The following is a 5245-nucleotide window of genomic DNA, read 5'->3' as shown; positions in this document are numbered from 1 at the left end:
AAGGTTCGGGAAGGGAAACTTTTCCGTTCCGATAGAATTACGAAACAACATACAGATTAGAGTTTAAGATTTTTATTTTAGGATGAGAGTCGGGGCCGGGAAATTTTTTGGCAGTTGATAGACTTATAACATATAATGAAACAACGATGAAGAGTTTGATCCTGGCTCAGGATGAACGCTAGCGGCAGGCCTAACACATGCAAGTCGAGGGGTAACATGGAGGAGCTTGCTTCTTTGATGACGACCGGCGCACGGGTGCGCAACGCGTATACAATCTGCCCCCTACTGTGGGATAGCCCAGAGAAATTTGGATTAACACCACATGGTACCATATTGCGGCATCGTATTTATGGTTAAAGGTTACGGTAGGGGATGAGTATGCGTCCCATTAGTTAGTTGGCGAGGTAACGGCTCACCAAGACCGCGATGGGTAGGGGCCCTGAGAGGGGGATCCCCCACACTGGTACTGAGACACGGACCAGACTCCTACGGGAGGCAGCAGTGAGGAATATTGGACAATGGGCGGGAGCCTGATCCAGCCATGCCGCGTGCAGGAAGAATGCCCTATGGGTAGTAAACTGCTTTTATACGGGAAGAAAAAGGGCTACGTGTAGCCCACTGACGGTACCGTAAGAATAAGGACCGGCTAACTCCGTGCCAGCAGCCGCGGTAATACGGAGGGTCCGAGCGTTATCCGGAATTATTGGGTTTAAAGGGTCCGTAGGCGGGCAGCTAAGTCAGTGGTGAAAGTTTGCAGCTCAACTGTAAAATTGCCTTTGATACTGGTTGTCTTGAGTTATGGTGAAGTTGCCGGAATATGTAGTGTAGCGGTGAAATGCATAGATATTACATAGAACACCGATTGCGAAGGCAGGTGACTAACCATATACTGACGCTGATGGACGAAAGCGTGGGGAGCGAACAGGATTAGATACCCTGGTAGTCCACGCCGTAAACGATGGATACTAGCTGTCCGGGTCCTTGAGACCTGGGCGGCCAAGCGAAAGTGATAAGTATCCCACCTGGGGAGTACGTTCGCAAGAATGAAACTCAAAGGAATTGACGGGGGCCCGCACAAGCGGTGGAGCATGTGGTTTAATTCGATGATACGCGAGGAACCTTACCAGGGCTTAAATGCATTTTGACAGGGGTAGAGATACCTTTTCCTTCGGGCAATTTGCAAGGTGCTGCATGGTTGTCGTCAGCTCGTGCCGTGAGGTGTCAGGTTAAGTCCTATAACGAGCGCAACCCCTACCGTTAGTTGCCAGCGAGTCATGTCGGGGACTCTAACGGGACTGCCGGTGCAAACCGTGAGGAAGGTGGGGACGACGTCAAATCATCACGGCCCTTACGTCCTGGGCCACACACGTGCTACAATGGCCGGTACAGCGGGAAGCCATGCGGTAACGCAGAGCGGATCCACAAAACCGGTCACAGTTCGGATCGGGGTCTGCAACTCGACCCCGTGAAGCTGGAATCGCTAGTAATCGGATATCAGCCATGATCCGGTGAATACGTTCCCGGGCCTTGTACACACCGCCCGTCAAGCCATGGAAGCCGGGAGTGCCTGAAGTCCGTCACCGCAAGGAGCGGCCTAGGGCAAGATCGGTAACTAGGGCTAAGTCGTAACAAGGTAGCCGTACCGGAAGGTGCGGCTGGAACACCTCCTTTCTAGAGCGTTGATTGCCTGAATTTGAAAAAGGCTCCGACACCTCGTTCTAAATACAAATCGAATCTGTAGGTTCATAGAAACAAGTCTCCACATTAATAATATAAATACTTCTTTTGGTACGGAGTACTAAGAGTGGTAGGGACAGTCCCATAGCTCAGCTGGTTAGAGCGCTACACTGATAATGTAGAGGTCGGCAGTTCGAGTCTGCCTGGGACTACAACCTGAGGTTGGTTAAATTATGAAATAGGGATATTTTATGGTTCAATAGCTTTGGAACGTTCATTGAGAATAAAAGATTGAAGGAAATTCTAGAAGTTGAGTAGTAGTTGGAAGTACTGACTACTGACTACTATATACTAACTACTAGTATATGGGGGATTAGCTCAGCTGGCTAGAGCGCCTGCCTTGCACGCAGGAGGTCATCGGTTCGACTCCGATATTCTCCACTGGGCGGTGCCTGGGGACGGTCAATCTGTCTTCAAGTACTGCATGAGTGGCCACAAGGATAATTTTAATTGTCCGTGGCGACTCGCCACAAGTTCATTGACATATTGGGACAGGCATACATCTTTAGGGGTGTGTGTACTGAAGAAAAAGAAAAACACGAATTTTTTAAGTAAAGAGTACGAAATACGAATAGAACAAAAGGTCTGGCGACAAGCTAGATAAGGGCGTATGGGGAATGCCTAGGCTCTCAGAGGCGATGAAGGACGCGATAAGCTGCGAAAAGCTGCGGGGATCGGCACACACGATATGATCCGCAGGTATCCGAATGGGGCAACCCAGCATGTTGAAGACATGTTATCCGCAAGGAGGCAAACCCGGTGAACTGAAACATCTAAGTAGCCGGAGGAGGAGAAAACAAAAGTGATTCCGGGAGTAGCGGCGAGCGAAACCGGATTAGTCCAAACCGTACATGTTCCGGCATGTGCGGGGTTGTAGGACCACGATATTCGAGCAGTAATGAACTGGAACAAGTTGGAAAGCTTGGCCATAGACGGTGATAGCCCGGTACAGGTAAAGACCTGCGAGATAGTGGTATCCTGAGTAGCGCGGGGCACGTGAAACCCTGTGTGAAACCGGCGGGACCATCCGCCAAGACTAAATACTCCTGAGAGACCGATAGTGAACCAGTACCGTGAGGGAAAGGTGAAAAGAACCGTGAACAACGGAGTGAAAAAGATCCTGAAACCATACGCTTACAAGCGGTCGGAGCCCTTCGGGGTGACGGCGTGCCTTTTGCATAATGAGCCTACGAGTTACTTTTACTAGCAAGGTTAAGGACTTCAGGTCCGGAGCCGTAGCGAAAGCGAGTCTGAACAGGGCGCCATAGTTAGTAGTAGTAGACGCGAAACCGTGCGATCTACCCATGGGCAGGTTGAAGCTGTGGTAACACATAGTGGAGGACCGAACCCGTTGACGTTGAAAAGTCTTGGGATGACCTGTGGGTAGGGGTGAAAGGCCAATCAAGCTCGGAAATAGCTCGTACTCCCCGAAATGCATTTAGGTGCAGCGTGTAGATAGTTTTATAGAGGTAGAGCTACTGATTGGATGCGGGGGCTTCACCGCCTACCAATTCCTGACAAACTCCGAATGCTATAAAACGTTTCTGCGCAGTGAGGGCATGGGTGCTAAGGTCCATGTCCGAGAGGGAAAGAACCCGGACCATCGGCTAAGGTCCCCAAATATATGCTAAGTTGAAAAAACGCGGTGGAACTGCATTGACAGCCAGGATGTTGGCTTGGAAGCAGCCATTCATTTAAAGAGTGCGTAACAGCTCACTGGTCGAGCGGTTCCGCATGGATAATGATCGGGCATAAGCATATTACCGAAGCCATGGCTTTGTATTTATACAAGGGGTAGGGGAGCATTGTAGTGCCGTCGAAGGTGTACCTGCGAGGGATGCTGGAGGAGCTACAAACGAAAATGTAGGCATAAGTAACGATAATGCGGGCGAGAAACCCGCACGCCGAAAGACCAAGGTTTCCCCAGCTATGCTAATCAGCTGGGGGTCAGTCGGGACCTAACGCGGACCCGAAGGGGGAAGTGGATGGACAAGCGGTTAATATTCCGCTACCCGCACATCATTGAAAGCGACGGAGGCGAGAAGTTGGTGCGTGCAGACGGAATTGCACGTTGAAGGGAGTAGTAATACCCCGATAGTACACCGAGGCTACGGCCAAGGTGATAATCCAGCGTATCGACTTCCAAGAAAAGCGAGATGTGCGGCCCGTACCGTAAACCGACACAGGTGGTTGGGATGAGTATTCTAAGGCGCTCGAGAGATTCATGGCTAAGGAACTAGGCAAAATAGACCCGTAACTTCGGGAGAAGGGTCGCCCCGACGTCAAGTCGGGGCCGCAGTGAAGAGGTCCAGGCGACTGTTTATCAAAAACACAGGGCTCTGCAAAATCGAGAGATGAAGTATAGGGCCTGACACCTGCCCGGTGCTGGAAGGTTAAGGGGAGATGTGAATCCTTCGGGAGGAAGCATTGAACTGAAGCCCCAGTAAACGGCGGCCGTAACTATAACGGTCCTAAGGTAGCGAAATTCCTTGTCGGGTAAGTTCCGACCTGCACGAATGGTGCAACGATCTGGACACTGTCTCGGCCATGAGCTCGGTGAAATTGTAGTATCGGTGAAGATGCCGGTTACCCGCAGTGGGACGAAAAGACCCCGTGCACCTTTACTATAGCTTCGTATTGACCTTGGTCAAGCAATGTGTAGGATAGCTGGGAGACTTTGAAGGCGCACCGCCAGGTGTGTTGGAGTCACCGTTGAAATACCAGCCTTTGCTTGTCCGGGGCCTAACCCTCCAAGAGGGAACAGTGCGTGGTGGGTAGTTTGACTGGGGTGGTCGCCTCCAAAAGAGTAACGGAGGCTTCTAAAGGTGCCCTCAGTACGGTCGGCAATCGTACGTAGAGTGCAATGGCACAAGGGCGCTTGACTGCGAGACATACAGGTCGAACAGGTTGGAAACAAGAGCATAGTGATCCGGTGGTTCCGCATGGAAGGGCCATCGCTCAAAGGATAAAAGGTACGCCGGGGATAACAGGCTGATCTCCCCCAAGAGCTCATATCGACGGGGGGGTTTGGCACCTCGATGTCGGCTCGTCACATCCTGGGGCTGGAGAAGGTCCCAAGGGTTGGGCTGTTCGCCCATTAAAGTGGCACGCGAGCTGGGTTCAGAACGTCGTGAGACAGTTCGGTCTCTATCTACTGCGGGCGTTAGAAATTCGAGCGGACCTGGCCCTAGTACGAGAGGACCGGGCCGGACCGACCGCTGGTGCACCGGTTGTCCCGCCAGGGGCATTGCCGGGTAGCTATGTCGGGATTGGATAAGCGCTGAAAGCATATAAGCGCGAAACCAACCGCAAGATGAGATTTCTTTAAAGGGCCGTGGGAGACTACCACGTCGATAGGCTATAGGTGCAAGGGCAGTAATGTCCGTAGCCGAGTAGTACTAATTGCCCGTACGGCTTGCGCAACGTAAGTCCCTTCCCTTCGGGGGAGGGCGACAACCTTTTCTCTATGATATCCGTCCTTTTCACTTAAAGGAAACGCTGTTTTTTT

At 51.6% G+C, this 5245-nt stretch carries 2 tRNA genes and 2 rRNA genes; all 4 read left to right on the top strand.

Features of this window, described 5'->3' with window-relative positions:
* Nucleotides 1–143 precede the first annotated feature (143 nt).
* The 4 genes from KO521_RS11385 to KO521_RS11370 all read left to right on the top strand — a co-directional run bounded on the left by KO521_RS11385 (nt 144) and on the right by KO521_RS11370 (nt 5160).
* Nucleotides 144–1671, top strand: a 16S ribosomal RNA gene (locus tag KO521_RS11385).
* Between the two features lie 144 nt (nt 1672–1815).
* Nucleotides 1816–1889 (top strand) — tRNA-Ile (locus KO521_RS11380).
* Nucleotides 1890–2044: 155 nt separating this feature from the next.
* Nucleotides 2045–2118: transfer RNA gene (locus tag KO521_RS11375), tRNA-Ala, on the top strand.
* Nucleotides 2119–2325: 207 nt separating this feature from the next.
* Nucleotides 2326–5160, top strand: a 23S ribosomal RNA gene (locus KO521_RS11370).
* Together the 16S and 23S rRNA genes with 2 tRNA genes alongside form the textbook arrangement of a ribosomal RNA operon.
* Nucleotides 5161–5245 lie beyond the last annotated feature (85 nt).

Origin of the sequence: Zobellia uliginosa (assembly GCF_018860745.1) — a bacterium.
GTDB classification, from domain to species: Bacteria; Bacteroidota; Bacteroidia; order Flavobacteriales; family Flavobacteriaceae; genus Zobellia; species Zobellia uliginosa_B.
Note: the sequence above shows the minus strand (reverse complement) of the source record. Positions and strands in the feature narration are given on the sequence as shown.